This window comes from Allokutzneria multivorans (assembly GCF_039537405.1).
Lineage (GTDB): Bacteria > Actinomycetota > Actinomycetes > Mycobacteriales > Pseudonocardiaceae > Allokutzneria > Allokutzneria multivorans.
Genome location: NZ_BAABAL010000005.1, coordinates 395,504 through 410,604, shown reverse-complemented (window position 1 = coordinate 410,604; position 15,101 = coordinate 395,504). Strand labels below are relative to the sequence as shown.

15 protein-coding genes and 1 riboswitch are annotated in these 15,101 nt (G+C 69.7%); of the genes, 9 read left to right on the top strand and 6 right to left on the bottom strand.

What is annotated here, in order from left to right; genetic code table 11:
* Positions 1–5 precede the first annotated feature (5 nt).
* Genes ABD798_RS05895 through ABD798_RS05885 form a run of 3 tightly spaced genes read right to left on the bottom strand, consistent with a single transcriptional unit; the run spans position 6 to position 3,059 of the window.
* Positions 6–821 (bottom strand): carbohydrate ABC transporter permease, encoded by an 816-nt coding sequence (locus ABD798_RS05895; protein WP_344871478.1) that lies wholly within the window; start codon positions 819–821, stop codon positions 6–8.
* Complete coding sequence (locus tag ABD798_RS05890) at positions 818–1,783, bottom strand: carbohydrate ABC transporter permease (RefSeq protein WP_344871477.1); 966 nt, start codon at positions 1,781–1,783, stop codon at positions 818–820. Before ABD798_RS05890 ends, ABD798_RS05895 begins: the two co-directional genes overlap by 4 nt.
* A 7-nt stretch (positions 1,784–1,790) precedes the next feature.
* Positions 1,791–3,059, bottom strand: a complete 1,269-nt coding sequence (locus tag ABD798_RS05885) for an extracellular solute-binding protein (RefSeq protein WP_344871476.1) — start codon at positions 3,057–3,059, stop codon at positions 1,791–1,793.
* A gap of 291 nt (positions 3,060–3,350) precedes the next feature.
* Between ABD798_RS05885 and ABD798_RS05880 the strand changes: the two genes are divergently transcribed.
* Positions 3,351–4,106: a GntR family transcriptional regulator gene (locus ABD798_RS05880; protein ID WP_344872888.1), complete on the top strand. Its 756-nt coding sequence runs from the start codon at positions 3,351–3,353 to the stop codon at positions 4,104–4,106.
* Positions 4,103–5,605, top strand: coding sequence for an MFS transporter (locus ABD798_RS05875; RefSeq protein WP_344871475.1), 1,503 nt, complete (start codon positions 4,103–4,105; stop codon positions 5,603–5,605). The genes ABD798_RS05880 and ABD798_RS05875 overlap by 4 nt, the downstream gene beginning before the upstream one ends.
* Positions 5,606–6,075: 470 nt before the next feature.
* Here ABD798_RS05875 and ABD798_RS05870 read toward each other — a convergent pair whose 3' ends face one another.
* On the bottom strand, positions 6,076–7,026 hold the full coding sequence (locus ABD798_RS05870) for a threonine ammonia-lyase (RefSeq protein WP_344871474.1): 951 nt from the start codon (positions 7,024–7,026) through the stop codon (positions 6,076–6,078).
* A 95-nt stretch (positions 7,027–7,121) separates the two neighbouring features.
* On the opposite strand from ABD798_RS05870, the gene ABD798_RS05865 reads away from it, so the two are divergent.
* The 3 genes from ABD798_RS05865 (at position 7,122) to ABD798_RS05855 (ending at position 10,648) form a co-directional block, all read left to right on the top strand.
* Positions 7,122–7,763 (top strand): hypothetical protein, encoded by a 642-nt coding sequence (locus ABD798_RS05865; protein WP_344871473.1) that lies wholly within the window; start codon positions 7,122–7,124, stop codon positions 7,761–7,763.
* 325 nt (positions 7,764–8,088) lie between these two features.
* Positions 8,089–9,213, top strand: a complete 1,125-nt coding sequence (locus ABD798_RS05860; protein WP_344871472.1) for a S1 family peptidase — start codon at positions 8,089–8,091, stop codon at positions 9,211–9,213.
* A 235-nt stretch (positions 9,214–9,448) separates the two neighbouring features.
* Positions 9,449–10,648: a S1 family peptidase gene (locus ABD798_RS05855; protein WP_344871471.1), complete on the top strand. Its 1,200-nt coding sequence runs from the start codon at positions 9,449–9,451 to the stop codon at positions 10,646–10,648.
* A 55-nt stretch (positions 10,649–10,703) separates the two neighbouring features.
* On the opposite strand, the gene thiE is transcribed toward ABD798_RS05855, so the two are convergent.
* Complete coding sequence (gene thiE / locus ABD798_RS05850; RefSeq protein WP_344871470.1) at positions 10,704–11,360, bottom strand: thiamine phosphate synthase; 657 nt, start codon at positions 11,358–11,360, stop codon at positions 10,704–10,706.
* Positions 11,361–11,391: 31 nt separating this feature from the next.
* Positions 11,392–11,501: riboswitch (TPP riboswitch) on the top strand.
* Between thiE and thiO the strand changes: the two genes are divergently transcribed.
* The 4 genes from thiO (at position 11,496) to ABD798_RS05830 (ending at position 14,104) form a co-directional block, all read left to right on the top strand.
* Positions 11,496–12,551 (top strand): glycine oxidase ThiO, encoded by a 1,056-nt coding sequence (gene thiO, locus ABD798_RS05845; RefSeq protein WP_425549188.1) that lies wholly within the window; start codon positions 11,496–11,498, stop codon positions 12,549–12,551. Its footprint overlaps the riboswitch before it by 6 nt.
* Positions 12,548–12,745 (top strand): sulfur carrier protein ThiS, encoded by a 198-nt coding sequence (thiS, locus tag ABD798_RS05840; protein ID WP_344871468.1) that lies wholly within the window; start codon positions 12,548–12,550, stop codon positions 12,743–12,745. The genes thiO and thiS overlap by 4 nt, the downstream gene beginning before the upstream one ends.
* Before the next feature lie 4 nt (positions 12,746–12,749).
* Positions 12,750–13,514 carry a thiazole synthase gene (gene thiG, locus ABD798_RS05835; RefSeq protein WP_344871467.1) on the top strand — a complete coding sequence of 255 codons (765 nt, stop codon included), beginning with the start codon at positions 12,750–12,752 and terminating at the stop codon, positions 13,512–13,514.
* Positions 13,515–13,525: 11 nt separating this feature from the next.
* On the top strand, positions 13,526–14,104 hold the full coding sequence (locus ABD798_RS05830) for a DUF3558 domain-containing protein (protein WP_344871466.1): 579 nt from the start codon (positions 13,526–13,528) through the stop codon (positions 14,102–14,104).
* 191 nt (positions 14,105–14,295) lie between these two features.
* Here ABD798_RS05830 and ABD798_RS05825 read toward each other — a convergent pair whose 3' ends face one another.
* A complete protein-coding gene (locus tag ABD798_RS05825; RefSeq protein WP_344871465.1) occupies positions 14,296–15,087 on the bottom strand; it encodes an ion transporter in 792 nt (263 codons plus the stop codon).
* Between the last annotated feature and the right edge of the window lie 14 nt (positions 15,088–15,101).

The following is a 15,101-nucleotide window of genomic DNA, read 5'->3' as shown; positions in this document are numbered from 1 at the left end:
GTGGACTATCCCTTCACGGCGCCGGCGGTCGTGCCGGCCACCAGGTTGCGCTGCACGATGAGGAAGAACGTCAGCACCGGGACGGCGAAGAGCACCGAGGCCGCCATCGCTCCGCCCCAGTCGGTGCCGAAGGCGGTCTTGAAGGAGGACAGCCACACCGGCAACGTCTGGTTCTCCTTGTCCCGCATGAACACCAGCGCGTAGAGGAACTCGTTCCACGCGGTGACGAACGCGAACACCGACGTCGACACCAGCGCCGGGCCGAGCAGCGGCAGGGTGACCCGTCGGAACGCCTGCCAGCGGCTGCACCCGTCCACCATCGCGGCCTCTTCGAGCTCGGCCGGGATGCCGTTCACGAAGCCGCGCAGGGTCCAGATGGTGAACGGGAGCGTGGTGGCGAAGTACACCAAGAGCAACGAGGGCAGGGTGTTCAGCAGGTCGAGGTCGCGCATCATCAGGTACATCGGGATGAGCAGGGCTTCGAGCGGGGCCATCTGCGCGATGAGCACCAGAAGCAGGAAACCCTTGCGGCCACGGAACTTCAGCCTGGACAACGGGATCGCCGCGAGCAGCCCGGCAACCAGCGCGAGCAGGACCGCACCGATCGTGACCACGAGGCTGTTGGTCAGGAACGACGAGAAGCCGGGCTTGGTGACCGCGGTGACGAAGTTGTCGAAGGTGAACTCGAACGGCACCAGGTCGTAGCGCGAACTGAGCACCTGGCCGGTCGGCTTGAACGCCGTCGAGAGCATCCAGTACGTCGGGAACGCGAACAGCGCGGCGATGAGCAGAGCCACCGCTGACAAGGAGAAGCGCTTCACAGTTCCTCCCGGCCGGAGCGCAGCAGCATGCGCAGGTACTGCGCGGTGAACACGACCAGCACGACCATCATCACGACGGCGACCGCCGCCGCGACGCCGAACTGGCTGCTGGAGATGCCTTTCAGGTACTGCAGGACCGGCAGCGTGGTGCTCCCGCCGTCGGGGCCGCCCTCGCGGATCGCCCAGACCTGCGCGAAGACCTTGAAGTCCCACAACACCGACAGGAACGTCGACATCGTCACCAGCGGCGCGATCGACGGCCAGGTCACCGCGCGGAAGGTCTGCGCGCCGCTCGCCCCGTCCATGCCCGCCGCCTCGTAGAGGTCGCTCGGCACCGCGAGGAGCCCGGCGTAGAGGGTGAAGGCGATGAACGGAACGGCCTGCCAGACGATCAGCAGCCCGATCACCACCAGCGTGGAGGCCCCGGTCGAGAACCACGAGTACCCGGCGAAGGACTCGAAACCCAGCAGCACCAACGTCTTGTTCAGAATCCCGTACTGCTGGTCGAAGATCCACTGGAACACCGTGGTCGCGGCCAGGATCGGCACCGCCCACGCCAGCACGAGCGTGACCTGCAGGACGATGCGCACCCTCGGGCCGATGTGCCGCATCAGCACCGCGATGCCCAGCGCGGCCAGCACCGTTCCCGCGACACAGCCCGCGGTGAACAGCACGGTCCGCAGCGTGATGCTCCAGAAACCGGGATCGGAGAGGACTTCGGCGTAGTTGTCGAAGCCCGTCCAGACCACTTCCCCGCGCACGAGCTCGCCGAGGTCGAGCGTGCGGAAGCTGATCAGGACCACCTGCAGCGCCGGCCAGCCCAGCAGCACCAGCAGCGCGAGCACCGCCGGGGCGAGCAGCAGGTACGGCAGGGAGCGCTCCCCGAAGGGGCGCCTGCGCGCAGCGGAAGGCGCCGGGGGGACGGGCCCCGCCGGCGCCACCGCGTCAACCGTCGCGGTCACGGTTGGATCAGCCGAGCAGGCCGTTGAGCTTGGCCGCCGCGTCCGCCGTCGCCTTGGTCGCGTCCTTGGCGCCGGTCAGGTAGGCGGTCAGCATGTCCTTCAACGGGTTCTGCCCCTCCTCGACCGTGCTCCACTTGGGGCTGGCCGGAACAGCCCTGCCGTTGCGCGAGGCCTTCGCCATGGCCGCGCCGACCGGGCTGGACTCCAGTTCGCCGGTGTCCTTGGAGGTGCCGGGCACCATGCCGCTCTTGGCCAGCTGCGCCTGGTACTTCGCGCTGGTGAGCAGCTTCAGGTAGTCCTTGGCCAGGTCGGAGTTCTTGCTGCCAGCGGGGATGGACAGGTTGGAGCCGCCCTGGAAGACCGGGGCCGTGGTGCCCGCGTTCTTCGACGGGATCGGGAACGCGGCGGACTTGGCCTTGATCGACGGATCGGTCTTGGCGGCGGTGTCGACCTCCCACGGCAGGCCGATGATCATGCCGACCTTGCCCTGGCCGTAGACGCCCGCCTGCTCCGGCTTCTGCTCGTCGGCGTCCTTGGGCGCCTTGGTGCCGGAGACCTCGACCAGCTGCTTGTAGAACTCCAGCGCGGACTTGACCTCCGCGCTCTCCAGCGTCGCGGTGAACTTCTCGCCCTCCTGCTTGGCGATGTCACCGCCCTCGTCCCAGATGAAGGACAGCAGCGAGTACCAGTTCTGCCCTGCCAGGTACAGCGGCTGGAACTCGGGGTCGGACGCGTTGGCCGCCTTGAGCTTGCGGATGGCCTCCAGCCACTCAGCGCGCGAGGTCGGCTCCTTGATGCCCGCCTTGTCGAAGAGGTCCTTGCGGTAGATCACCGAGCGGTTGGCGGCGTAGAACGGCACGCCGTACTGCTTGCCCTGCCAGGCCCCGGACTGCTTCAGGCCCTCCAGCCACTGGCCGCCGCCCAGCTGGCTGGCGTCGGCGGCGAGGTCGGTCAGCACGCCCGCCTTGGAGAACTTCGGGTTCTGCGTGTTGCCCAGCTCGACCACGTCCGGCGGCTGGTTGCCCGCCAGCGCGGTGGTCAGCTTGTCCTGGATACCGGTCCACTGCTGGATCTCGTACTTGACCTTGACCCCGGGGTGCTTGTCCTGGAACTCCTTGTGCAGCTCGTCGGTCAGCGTCGTCGGCGCCGAACCGTTCATCAGCCACACGGTGAGGGAGCGCTCTCCCGAAGCACCGCTACCGCTGCCGCCGCCACAGCCGGTGGCGAGCAGCGCCACCGCCACGGCGCCGGTCGCCGCCTTTGCCCAAGCCTTCACTGATGCCGCCCTTCACAGGGCCCGGCGCATGACGCAAGCGCGACGAAACCGGCCTGGAACTGTCTCGCCACAGTCCCGCTGCCCCGACGGCCGACCGTTGCGCCTGATCAGTGGCCAGGCGTACAGAAGTGGTGTAGACCAATGCGTGCAGAGTGGTCCGGACCACTCCGCACTGTCAAGGCAGTTGCGAAGACGTTGTAAATCCGCGCCCCCGCACGCCTGCGCCGGCTCCGGCGCTGCTTAGGGCATGCTTGACAACACGTGACAGCGCGGGGAAGGGAGTGGGAGGCCATGCTCGACGCGACGCCGTCGGAGGCCGGGGTCAACCCCCGGACCCAGCGCGAGCCGAAGTACTGGGGGCTCAAGCGCCACCTGCTCGACCTGCTGCGCGCCATGCCGCCCGGCTCGCCCATCCCGACGGAGCGCTCGCTGGCTTCGGACTTCGACGTCTCCCGCACCACGGTCCGGCAGGCGCTCGCCGAGCTGACCGTCGAGGGCAGGCTGCTGCGGGTGCAGGGCAAGGGCACCTTCGCCGCCGCGCCCAAGGTCGCCCAGCGGTTGCAGCTGTCCTCCTACACCGAGGACATGCGCGCCCAGGGCCGCCAGCCCACCTCGCGGCTGCTGGAGTCCAGCGAGCAGCCCGCCGAGGCCGAGCTTGCCCGCTACCTCGGGGTGCGCCCCGGCGCCAAGGTGCTGCGGCTGCGGCGCCTGCGGCTGGCCGACGGCGAGCCGATGGCCATCGAGACCACGCACCTCGCGCTCGGCCGCTTCCGCGGTCTGCGGCGCTACATCGGCGTCGGCGGCTCGCTCTACCAGGTGCTGCGCGAGCGCTTCGGGGTGGAGATGGCGCACGCCGACGAGACCATCGAGACCGCGCTCGCCACGCCGGAGGAGGCCGAGCTGCTCGGCGCGGACATCGGCCTGCCGATGCTGCTGCTGTCCCGGCACTCCTTCGACACCGAGGGCAACCCCGTGGAGTGGGTGCGCTCGATCTACCGCGGTGACCGCTACAAGTTCGTCGCGCGCCTGAACCCGCCCCAGGCATGAGCACGGTCGTCTGGGGCACGCCCCGGGCCAGGGCGGTGCTCGCGACGACCATCCTCGGCTCCGGCATGGCGATGCTGGACGGGACGATCATCAACGTCGCGCTGCCCGCGATCGGCGCGGAGCTGGGCGCCTCGGTCGCCGGGCTCCAGTGGATCCTCGACGGCTACCTGCTGTCGCTGGCCGCTCTGATCCTGGTCGCGGGTTCGCTCGGCGACATCTTCGGGCGCAGGCGGATGTTCGTCGTCGGCACGGTGTGGTTCGGCCTCGCGTCGCTGCTCTGCGGGCTCGCCCAGACCACGACCCTGCTCGTGTTCGCGCGGGTGTTGCAGGGCGTCGGCGGAGCGCTGCTCGCACCGGGCGCGCTGGCGATCCTCCAGTCGGCTTTCCCGCGCGATCAGCGTGCTCGGGCGATCGGCGCCTGGTCCGGGCTTTCCGGTGTGGCAACGGCGATCGGGCCGTTGGTCGGAGGGCTGCTGATCCAGGCGGGCTCGTGGCGACTGGCGTTCCTGATCAACCTGCCGCTGGCCGCCGTGTGCGTGTGGATGGCCGTGCGGCACGTCCCGGAGTCCAGCGATCCCGAGGCCGCTCGCCGCCCCGACGTGCTCTCCGCCGTGGTCGGTGCGCTCGGCCTGGCCGGGGTGACCGCCGCGCTCGTCGAGGCTCCCGGGCTCGGCGTGACGCATCCGCTCGTGCTCGTCGGCGGTGTCGGCGGGCTGGCTCTGATGATCGGGTTCGGCGTCATGCAGACGCGTCGCCGCACACCCCTCGTGCCGCCTTCGTTGTTCGCCACCAGGACGTTCGTGCTGTCCAACGCGCTGACCCTGGTGGTGTACGCGGCGCTCGGTTCGATCATGGTGCTGCTGGTGTTGCAGCTCCAGGTGTCGCTCGGGTACTCGCCGACCGCCGCCGGCCTGGCCGGGCTGCCGATCACCGTGCTGATGCTCGTGCTGTCGGCGCGCTCGGGGAAGCTCGCGCAGCGCATCGGCCCCCGCGCTCAGCTCGTCGTCGGGCCGTTGTTGATCGCGGCGGGCATCGCTCTGCTGTCTCTCGTCGTGCCCGGCGCGAGCTACCTCACCGGAGTGCTGCCCGGCTTGCTGGTGTTCGGCTTCGGCCTGGCCGCCGTGGTGGCTCCGGTGACCGCGACCGTGCTCGCCGCCGCGCCCGATCGGTACGCCGGAGTGGCTTCCGGGGTGAACAACGCGGTCGCTCGGACCGGCACCCTGTTGGCGGTCGCTGTCCTTCCGGCCGTCGCGGGGTTGACCGGGGACGCGTACACCGATCCCGTGGCGATGACGTCGAGCTGGCAGGTCGCGCTCGTGGTGTGCGCCGTGCTCGCGGCGCTCGGCGGAGTGCTGGCGCTCGGTGTGGACAACTCCGTGCTCGGCGTCGCTTCGGAGCCTGCGGAGGTGGCTTCGCAGCCCCGGCCCGGGGAGTGCTTGACCTGCGGCGTAGATGCTCCGCCCACGCACATCGGCGCACCGGTGAACAAGTCGGTTTGACGTTCACTGCCGTCCTGTTGAACCGCACGGCCAGGAACGGTCGGCAGGAGGAGCAGGTCGCTCCGTGATCGAAGCGCCGTGGAGTACAGCTACGTGGCGCACCTCCGCGAGATCCCGCCGATGTGCACAAGGCCGCGCACGAGTTCTTCACCTCGGCCGGCGCGCCGCCGAACTGCCTCACGCGGCAGGAAGATGTCGAGGTGGTCCGGCCCGACGTTTGAACCCAATGCGGCATTCGTTACGTCTGGCGAAACAAATGCCACATTGGGTACGTAGCCCCTCCGTGTGGCTGCCTCGGAGTAGGTGGCGGTTAACGGTGATCAGGAGAGGGGTTTGGTGGTCTTGAAGACCCCTCAACCTCTGGTGCCACGCCACGCCTCGGCTCGACGCCAAAGCCCCGTTTGGTGCGTTGAGCGCGCTGAACGGGTCGTTTGGTGCGTTCAAGGACCTCAACGGGTCGTTTGGTGCGTTCAGACGAGTTGTGCGAAGAGGTGGGGGTCCAGGTTGCCGCCGCTGACCAGGACGACGGTGCGGCCGCGCGGGAGTTCGGCGGCGCGGTTGAGGTAGGCGGCCATGGGGACGGCTCCGCTGGGTTCGGCGACCAGGCGGGCGTTGTGCGCGAGCCAGCCGACGGCCGAGGTGATCTCGTCCTCGGTGACGGTCACGATGTCGTCAACGCGGGCGCGCAGGTGCGCCAGGGTCAGCTCGGAGAGGTAGCTGCGCAGTCCGTCGGCGATGGTGCGCCCGCGTTGCTCGGCGGTCCACCGGTCGAGCACGCCGGAGCGGTAGCTGGCCTGGGCGTCGGCGGCCAGCTCGGGCTCGACGCCGACGACCTTCGCGGCCGGGCACAGCGCCTTGATCGCGGTCGCGACGCCGGAGAGCAGGCCGCCGCCGCTGACGGGAACGAGCACCAGTTCGACCTCGGGCAGGTCCTCGGCGATCTCCAGGCCCGCGGTGCCCTGGCCCGCGATCACGTGCGGGCTGTCGTAGGGCGGGATCATCGGCAGGCCGCGTTCGCGTGAGATCGCCTCGGCGGTCTCCTGGCGCACGGCGAGCTCGCACTGCACGATCTCCGCGCCGTGCCGCCGAGCCGCGTCGACCTTCGTTTGCGGTGTGCCGTAAGGGACAACGACGACGGCGGGCACTCCGGTGACCTTCGCCGCGTAGGCGAGGGCCTGCGCGTGATTGCCGCTGGAGTGGGTCACGACACCGCGCTCGCGCTCGTCCTTTGTCAGGCGCAGCAAGGCGTTCGTCGCGCCACGGATCTTGAAGGCGCCGGTCGGCTGGAGGCTCTCCGGTTTGATCCACAGTGGACGGTCGGGGTCGCCCGCGAGACAGGGCAGCAGGGGCGTGCGCACCGCCGTGCCGCGCAGAAGCTCCGCTGCGGAGCGGACATCGTCGATCGTGATCAGCTCGGGCATGCGCCCATCATGCCCGCGATGGTGTCAGCGCTCACGTGCCGACAACCGTTGCCCGCGCGCCCCCGTCCACCTTGTAGGAGGTCGAGGGAACAGCGATGAGCAGCGAAGAACGCAAACTGGACATCACGACGACGAAGGTGGTGGCGGGTGCGCTGGCCGCGGTGACGGCGGCGGTGCTCGGCGCCCAGCTCGGGGTCGCGGGGACGGTGATCGGGGCGGCGCTGGCCAGCGTGGTCAGCACGATCGGCGGTGCGCTCTACGAACACTCGCTCGTCCGCAGCCGCACGGCGGTGCGCGACAAGATCAACACTGGCCGGGTCGAGGAGCGGCTCGACGCGCCGACCGAGGTGATCGCCAGGCCGGGGACCGAGCGCAAGCCGTGGTGGACGCGGCGGCGCTGGTGGGTGGTCGGCGCGACAAGCGGGCTGGCGTTCGCGCTGGCGATGGTGCTGGTGACCGGCATCGAGCTCATCGGCGGACAGCCGTTGTCCGGCAACGGGAACGGCTCCACGGTCGGCACGATCTTCCAGGGCGGCAACGGGAAGCACCGCGACGAGCGGCAGGAGGAGCAGCCGCCGATCACCACAACGGAGCAGCCGAGGCCGACCACCACGCCCCCGCCGACCACGACGACTCCGGCGACGACGACCGCGCCGCCGACCACGACGACTCCGCCGCAGGTCACGACCACGTCCAGGCCGCCGACGACCAGTCAAGAGCCCCAGACGTCGGGCTGAGCCCCACCGAAAGTAGGGAATCGGCGGGCGGGGAAGCGTCGTTCCATGCACGCGCAAGCGCTGTTCCAGGCGTGACGAACCGCCTGAACGAGATGGCCGCAGGGGCTACTGCGGGTCGACCCCTACGAAAGTAGGGACATGTGCTTGAAGTGAATGGCTTACCCCGAATGGCGGATGCCAAGGGCAATCACGGCTCCATAACGTCCGTCGAAAGTGATTCGGCTCTCACTGTGAGTCACCGCGCACATGCTCATCAGCTCTAGCTTCCCTCACCGGCACCCCCTGACCTGGCCGGCGAGGACCCCTGCAGCAAGAGGGAGATGTCATGAAGCCGAAGTCTGCGGTCCGCTACGTCGGATCCGCCCTACTGGCACTGGGATCGGCGGCGGCCCTCACCCTGCCCGCGGCGGCCGCCGCGACGGGTGACGCGTTCGCTTCCCCGGAGATGCTCACCGCGATGCAGCGCGACCTCGGTCTGACCGCCGATCAGGCGACGGCCCGGGTGACCAACGAGATGAAGGCGGCGGAGGCCGATGCGGGCCTGCGCGGCACGCTCGGCAGCAGCTACGCCGGGTCCCACTTCGCCGACGGCAGCGCGAAGCTGACCGTCTCGGTGACCGACGCCGCCAAGGCGGACGCGATCCGCGCGACCGGTGCCGAGGTTCGCGTGGTCGCGCGCAGCGCCGCTCAGCTGGACGCGGTCAAGTCCACCTTGGACAAGGCTGACCAGCAGGCGAACGGCGTCAGCGGCTGGTACGTCGACACCGTCAGCAACCGGATCGTGGTGACCGCCAAGGTCGTCGCGGACGGCGAGAAGTTCGTCAAGGCCAGCGGTGCCGACGCGGCGGCGATCACGGTCCTGCAGAGCAACGAGGACCCGACCACGCTCTACGACGTCCGTGGTGGCGACGCGTACTACATGGGCGGCGGGCGCTGTTCGGTCGGCTTCTCCGTCCAGGGCGGCTACGTCACCGCCGGGCACTGCGGCACCGTCGGCACCGCGACGCAGGGCTTCAACCGCGTCGCCTCGGGCAGCTTCCGCGGCTCCAGCTTCCCCGGCAACGACTACGCCTGGGTCGGCACGAACTCCAACTGGACCCCGCGTGGCGTGGTGAACCGCTACAACGGCGGCACCGTCGCCGTGAAGGGCTCCTCCGAGGCCGCGGTCGGCGCGTCGATCTGCCGCTCCGGCTCCACCACCGGATGGCGCTGCGGCACCGTCCAGGCCAAGAACCAGACCGTCCGCTACCCCCAGGGCACGGTCAACGGCATGACCAGGACCAACGCGTGCGCCGAGCCGGGCGACTCCGGCGGCTCGTGGCTGGCGGGCAACCAGGCCCAGGGCGTGACCTCCGGTGGCTCCGGCAACTGCTCCTCCGGCGGCACGACCTACTTCTTCCCGGTCAACCCCATCCTCAGCCGCTACGGGCTCCGGCTCGTCACCAGCTGATCACGGGGAGGGGACCGGCTCTGACGCCGTCCCCGAGGAGAGCACCCACGGGAACCCTGCACCCGTGGGTGCTCTTCTTTATGCGCTCAGTGATGGAACCGTCGAATGGCGGGTACTGGATTGAAAATTTGTGGACCAAAAGAGTGAAGCAAGGGGTTCATTTGTCGCAGAGAGTCGCATAGCTTCCGTCCAGACGGGCTAGCGCCCAGGTCCACCTGACGGAAGGACGGTTCGGATGTCTCGACGCACCGCGACTCGCGCACTCGGTGTCGCACTGCTTGTCACCGCCACCGCTGGATCCCTCTCCGCCCCCGCCCTCGCGGCGCCGGGCCCGTCCGGTGCGGTGCTCTCCGCGATGCAGCGCGACCTCGGCCTCACCGCCGATCAGGCCCGCGAGCGCGTCCGTCAGGACTCCGACGCCGCCCGCGTCGCCACCAGCGCCCGCGTCGCCGCCGACAGCTCCTACGCGGGCTCGTGGATCGAGTCCGGCAAGACGGTCGTCGCCGTCTCCGACCCCGCCCGCGCCGAGGCCGTCCGCGCCGCCGGTGCCGAGGCCCGCGTGGTCGGCGTCAGCCGCTCCCAGCTCGACGGCGCCAAGGCCGAGCTGGACCGCCGCACCGACTCCTCGCCAGCGGAGGTGGGCAGCTGGTACGTGGACGAGCCGAGCAACTCCGTCGTCGTCACGGTCACCAAGGGCCAGCGCACCCCGGCAACGGACGCCTTCGTGGGCGGCCTCGCCAAGTCGAACACCCCGATCCGCGTCGAGGAGACCGAAGGCACCCCTGTCGCCTCCGGTGACCTGGTCGGCGGCAACGCGATCTACATGGGTGGTGGCACCGCCGGTCGCTGCTCGGCGGGCTTCGCCGCCAAGACCACCTCGGGCGAGCCGCGCCTGATCACCGCGGGCCACTGCTCCAAGCCCGGCCCGGTCGTCGCGCTCGGCAACCTGGGCATCGGCGAGTTCGTGAACACGAACTGGAAGGACGGCAACGACTTCGCGGCCGTCGCGGTCGACCCGCTCGTCTGGGCGCTGCAGCCGCTGGTGAACCAGTGGAACGGCGGCAACGTCACCGTGAAGGGCTCCGAGGAGGCCCCGCTCGGCGGCGCGATCTGCAAGTCCGGCTCGACCACGCAGTGGACCTGCGGCACCGTGCGGGCCCGCAACGTGACGGTGAAGTACGGCCAGGCCGACGGTTCCACCGTGGTCGTGCGCGGCCTCACCCAGTACACCGCCTGCGTCGAGCAGGGTGACAGCGGCGGCTCGAACATCTCCGGCGACCAGGCTCAGGGCCTCACCAGCGGCGCCCGCCTGAAGGACGTCGGCGGCAAGCTGCGCTGCCTCTCCAACGCGAACGAGGGTGCGACCTCGGTGTCGTGGTTCCAGCCGATCAACGAGGCGCTCAAGGAGTACAGCCTCACGCTGCTCACCGGCTGAGCACGCCCCACGAGCAGGAGGTTGTCCCAGCGCGCACTGGGACAACCTCCTTTTTTCATGCGCGCAGGCGTGCCGCGATCGACGCGGCGGCGGCACGGGGGTCCTCGGCCTCGGTGATCGCGCGGACCACGACGACGCGACGGGCTCCTGCCTCGACCACGTCGCCGAGGCGGGCCTCGTCGATGCCGCCGATCGCGAACCACGGCCGCTCGAAGTTCTGCCCCGCCGCGAAGCGGACCAGGTCGAGCCCGGCCGCAGGACGCCCCGGCTTGGTCGGCGTCGGCCAGCAAGGACCGGTGCAGAAGTAGTCCACCCCGGCCTCGTGCGCGGCGTGCTCGGCTTGGGCGGGGGAGTGGGTCGAGCGGCCGATCACCACGTCCTCGCCGAGAACCCGCCGAGCCCACGGCACCGGCACGTCGTCCTGGCCGAGGTGCAGCACATCGGCTCCGGCGGCGAGCGCGATGTCCGCGCGGTCGTTCACCGCGAGCAGCGCGTCGTGCCTCGCGCAGGCTTCCGCCAGCACTTCGAGCGCCGCCAGCTCCTGTTTCGCTTCGAGGTTCTTGTCGCGCAGCTGGATGACGTCGACCCCGCCCGCCAGCGCCGCGTCCGCCAGCTCGGCCAGATCGCCCCGCTCGGTGCGCGCGTCGGTGCACAGGTACAGGCGCGCCGCCGCGAGCTTGCGGCGGATTTCCTTGCCATCGAGTAAGGGCATGGCGGTCACAGTACAAGCGGGTATGGTGGGCAGCGGTCCGCACGGGAGCCTGGGGAGACCAGGCTGAGAGGGGGTCTGACGACCCCGACCGTCGAACCTGATCCGGGTAATGCCGGCGCAGGGAGCGTGAGGTCGTTGTTCAGTGGTGCGCGTGGTTCGGTCGTCGTCGTGGGCGCCGGAGTCATCGGTCTGTCCGTCGCGTGGCGGGCGGCGTCGGCCGGGTTCGCCGTCTCGGTGCTCGATCCTGCCCCGGCTTCGGGTGCCTCGGCGGTTGCTGGAGGCATGCTCGCGCCGGTGACGGAGGCCTGGCCGGGCGAGGAATCCTTGCTGGAGCTGGGATCGGCGTCGCTGCGGCGCTGGCCGGAGTTCGCGCGCGAGCTGGGCGCGGCGAGCGGGCGGGATGCCGGACTGCGCGAGGAGGGCACGCTCGTCGTCGCGGTGGACGCGGCTGACCGGGCTTCGCTGACCCTGCTGGCCGAGTACCTCGCGTCGTTGGGCAGAGGCGCGGAGTCGTTGACCGGCAAGCAGATCAGGGCGTTGGAGCCCAGCATCGGGCCATCTGTCCGAAGTGGACTGTCGGTGCCCGGGGATCTCGCGGTGGACAACCGGATGGTGCTCGCGGCGCTGCGCTCGGTCTGTGAGGTCGAGTCGGTTCGCGTTGCCAAAGTCGGTCCGGGAACCGTGCGACTGGCAGACGGGACGACGCGGCGCGCAGATGCCGTCGTGCTCGCGGCCGGGGCGTGGAGCGGGCAGCTGTACGAGCCGTTGCGCGACGTGGTGCGTCCGGTGAAGGGGGAGATCCTTCGCTTGCGCGCCACAAGGTCCACGCTTCCCCCGCCGAGCAGGACCGTGCGGTGTTCGGTGCAGGGAAACCACGTCTACCTCGTGCCGAGGGACGGCGGAGGGCTGGTCGTCGGCGCGACTCAGTACGAGGCGGGCTTCGACACGACGGTCACGGCGGGCGGAGTCCGTGATCTGTTGCGGTGGGCCGAACAGGTGCTGCCATCGATTTCGGAGTACGAGTTCGTGGAGTGCGCGGCGGGGCTCCGGCCAGCCACAGCGGACAACCTGCCGGTGATCCGAGAGGTCGAGCCGGGCTTGGTCGTGGCAACGGGTCACCACCGCAACGGCATGCTGCTGGCACCGATCACCGCCGATCTCGTGCTGGCCGAGCTGGAAGGGACGTCATGAGGATTCGGCTCAATGGCAAGGAAAACACGCTCGCGCCCGGGAGCACGGTAGCCGACGCGCTCGCACTGCTCGGGGCTCCGGAGTCTGGAGTGGCAGTCGCGGTGGACGGCGACGTGGTGCCCAGGAGCCAGTGGCACACGGCTCTGCGCGACGGCGCGGTGGTGGAAGTTCTCACTGCGGTACAAGGAGGCTGAGGGCGTGTCGGAGGACCAGTTGGTGATCGCGGGCCGCGAGTTCGGATCACGGTTGATCATGGGAACCGGGGGTTCGGGCAACCTCTCCGTGCTGGAGCGTGCTCTGGTGGCCTCTGGCACCGAGATGACCACCGTCGCGATGCGCAGGATGGACGCCGATGGCGGCACCGGGGTGCTGGAGTTGTTGCGGCGGTTGAACATTCAGCTGCTGCCGAACACGGCGGGGTGTCGTAGCGCCGCCGAGGCCGTGCTCACCGCGCGATTGGCCCGCGAAGCGCTCGGGACGGACTGGGTGAAGCTGGAGGTCGTCGCCGACGAGGACACCCTGCTGCCCGATCCGCACGAGCTGCTCGACGCGGCGGAAACCCTTGTGGCGGAAGGGTTCTCCGTGCTCCCGTACACCAACGACGATCCCGTGCTCGCGCGCAGGCTTCAAGACGCGGGATGCGTCGCGGTCATGCCGCTGGGGTCGCCGATCGGCACCGGGCTCGGCATCCGCAACCCGCACAACATCGAGCTGATCGTTGCCAGGGCATCGGTTCCGGTCATCCTCGACGCGGGCATCGGCACCGCTTCCGACGCCGCGCTCGCCATGGAACTCGGCTGTGACGCGGTATTGCTGGCCACGGCCGTCACCAGGGCTCACCAGCCCGAACGGATGGCGGCGGCGATGCGCGCGGCCGTCGAGGGCGGACGCCTCGCACGCCGAGCCGGACGCATTCCGCGACGATTTTGGGCCCACGCGTCCAGCCCGGCAAGGGAATGCTGAACAATGGCGCGATGAGTCTTCGACGTCTTCTGCTGGCAGTGGGTGTGGCGCTCGTGGTCGCGGGTTGCTCGAACACGGTGGGCGAGCCCTCCTCCCCGGACACCTCGGCCTCCTCCGCATCGCAGTCCGGTGCGGCGCCGAGGGTTCCGGCCGCGCTCGACGTGAGTTCCATCCAGTCCAACGCCTGCGCGGCGATCTCGGACTCGAAGCGCTCCTCGCTCGGCTACGGTGCGGGCAAGCCGCGCGCCGGCGCGTACGGGCCGAGCTGCACGTTCCAGATCGCCGACGAGCCGTTGAACCAGATGGACCTCACCGTGTTCACCGCCAACAAGAACGGCCTCAGCGACATCTACGACACCAAGGGCAACAACGACTACTTCGAGCCGACGACGATCGAGGGCTACCCGGCCGTCTACGCCGCCTCGCTCGACCACCGCAGCAAGGGCAAGTGCGGCCTGTTCGTCGCGGTGACCGACCAGCTGACGGTGAACCTGCTCTCGCAGTTCGACCGCGGCGCCGGTGCGCAGGCCCCCTGCCCGGTGGTGGCCAAGGCCGCGGCGTCGGTGATCCAGACCCTCAAGGGCGACTAGCGCCTGTCCTGCAAGTCAAGACCACCCAACCCCCACCCCCACCGTCTCCAACGACAGCAAACCCCGCAAGACCGCAGGGGTTTGCGGCGGTTAACGATGATCAACAGCGGGGTTTGCGGGTCTTGAAGACACCCCAACCCCCGGTGGCACCGTGACCGGAATACGCAGCGCAACCATCTGCGGGACAGGGCCTAGCGCAGGCCGGACTGCTCGCGGAGTTCGCGCAGTTCTCCACGGAGCGCCTTGACCTCGGCGAGCAGCATGTCGTTGGAGATCAGCGTTTCCTCCTGCTGCTCGCGCTCGGCGGCGACCTGGTGCTCCATCGCGCTCACGCCCACCGCGATGAACAGGTTCAGCACGGTGAAGGAGGTGATCAGGATGAAGCCGACGAAGAACAGCCACGCCCACGGCTCCTGGTCCATGATCGGCCGGGCCACGTCGGACCACGCCTCGCCGGTCATCACCTGGAACAGCGTGAACAGCGAGTCGCCGAGATCCCCGAAGTACTCGGGGGAGAGCTCGCCGTAGAGCTTGGTCGCCATCACACCGCCGACGTAGATCACCAACGCCAGCAACGCGGCGATCGACGCCATACCGGGGATCGCGGTCAGCAGCGCGGAGACCACGCGCCGCATGCTCTTCACCATCGACAGCAGGCGCAGCGCCCGCAGGATGCGCAGCGCGCGCAGCACCGCGAACGACCCGGAGGTCGGCAGCAGCGCGAGGCTGACGATCGCCGCGTCGAAGCAGTTCCACGGATCGCGGAAGAAGTCCCTGCCGAAGGCGTGCAGGCGCAGCAGCAGCTCGCCGACGAAGATCGCCAGCGCGAGCCGGTCGATGGTGTGCAACACCGTGCCGTAGCGGGATATGAGCGCCTCGGAGGTCTCCAGCCCCAGGGTCACCGCGTTGATCAAGATCACCGCGATGATGAACCGCTGGAATCCGGATGAGTCGACTAACAGCCGAAGGCGCGCACGTGTCATGAGCAGGGCTCCCA

Excerpts from the sequence above, each read along its gene's own strand:
- ABD798_RS05860 (WP_344871472.1), top strand. The coding sequence starts at position 8,089 with ATGAAGCCGAAGTCTGCGGTCCGCTACGTCGGATCCGCCCTACTGGCA.
- ABD798_RS05855 (WP_344871471.1), top strand. The coding sequence starts at position 9,449 with ATGTCTCGACGCACCGCGACTCGCGCACTCGGTGTCGCACTGCTTGTC.
- ABD798_RS05880 (WP_344872888.1), top strand. The coding sequence starts at position 3,351 with ATGCTCGACGCGACGCCGTCGGAGGCCGGGGTCAACCCCCGGACCCAG.
- ABD798_RS05870 (WP_344871474.1), bottom strand. The coding sequence starts at position 7,026 with ATGCCCGAGCTGATCACGATCGACGATGTCCGCTCCGCAGCGGAGCTT.
- ABD798_RS05830 (WP_344871466.1), top strand. The coding sequence starts at position 13,526 with ATGAGTCTTCGACGTCTTCTGCTGGCAGTGGGTGTGGCGCTCGTGGTC.
- ABD798_RS05875 (WP_344871475.1), top strand. The coding sequence starts at position 4,103 with ATGAGCACGGTCGTCTGGGGCACGCCCCGGGCCAGGGCGGTGCTCGCG.
- thiE (WP_344871470.1), bottom strand. The coding sequence starts at position 11,360 with ATGCCCTTACTCGATGGCAAGGAAATCCGCCGCAAGCTCGCGGCGGCG.
- ABD798_RS05825 (WP_344871465.1), bottom strand. The coding sequence starts at position 15,087 with ATGACACGTGCGCGCCTTCGGCTGTTAGTCGACTCATCCGGATTCCAG.
- ABD798_RS05865 (WP_344871473.1), top strand. The coding sequence starts at position 7,122 with ATGAGCAGCGAAGAACGCAAACTGGACATCACGACGACGAAGGTGGTG.
- thiS (WP_344871468.1), top strand. The coding sequence starts at position 12,548 with ATGAGGATTCGGCTCAATGGCAAGGAAAACACGCTCGCGCCCGGGAGC.